The sequence below is a fragment of the Tsukamurella conjunctivitidis genome, assembly GCF_007858475.1.
GTDB classification, from domain to species: Bacteria; Actinomycetota; Actinomycetes; order Mycobacteriales; family Mycobacteriaceae; genus Tsukamurella; species Tsukamurella conjunctivitidis.
In genome coordinates this window covers 1-543 of sequence record NZ_VIGX01000259.1, presented here as the reverse complement: position 1 = coordinate 543, position 543 = coordinate 1, and the positions used below count along the sequence as shown (strand labels likewise).

Sequence of the window (543 nt, the reverse complement as noted above, 5' to 3'; positions counted from 1 at the left end):
CTTCGGATGATGAACCCGACCCGATGACCTCACCTTCAATTCGAGTCGACACCGATGTGAACGCCGACGACCTCGTCTCGCTGTACAACTCGGTGGGATGGACCACGTACACGAAGGAGCCCCAGGAACTCGCGCTTGCGGTCCGACAGTCCCTGCGCGTGGTCACTGCCTGGGATGGCGAGATCTTGGTGGGACTCGCTCGCGTGGTCGGTGACAGGGTCACTGTCATCTACCTGCAGGACATCCTCATTGCCCCTGAGCACCAGCGGCGCGGCATCGGGCGTTCACTCATGCACGAGGTGTTCGCACCTTTCGGGCACGTTCGCCAGCACGTTCTCCTCACGGATGACGAACCTCGGCAACGCGCGTTCTACGAGTCTCTCGGCTTCACGGAAGCCCATGACGTCCGTCCACGCGAACTGCGCTCATTCGTGCGGTTCGCGGACTGAGTTCCCACCGCCATCCCAGTGCGGGTGCGACGTCTCGGATGATGGCCTCAAGTTGTCTTGCCGAATGGGCAGCACCCAGATGGTCGGGCGTGGC

General features: G+C 62.4%; 1 protein-coding gene. It reads left to right on the top strand.

From position 1 onward, the window contains the following. A partial coding sequence (locus FK530_RS25305) for a GNAT family N-acetyltransferase (protein ID WP_205124280.1) occupies nt 1-449 on the top strand: 449 nt, incomplete at its 5' end. Nucleotides 450-543: the final 94 nt, after the last annotated feature.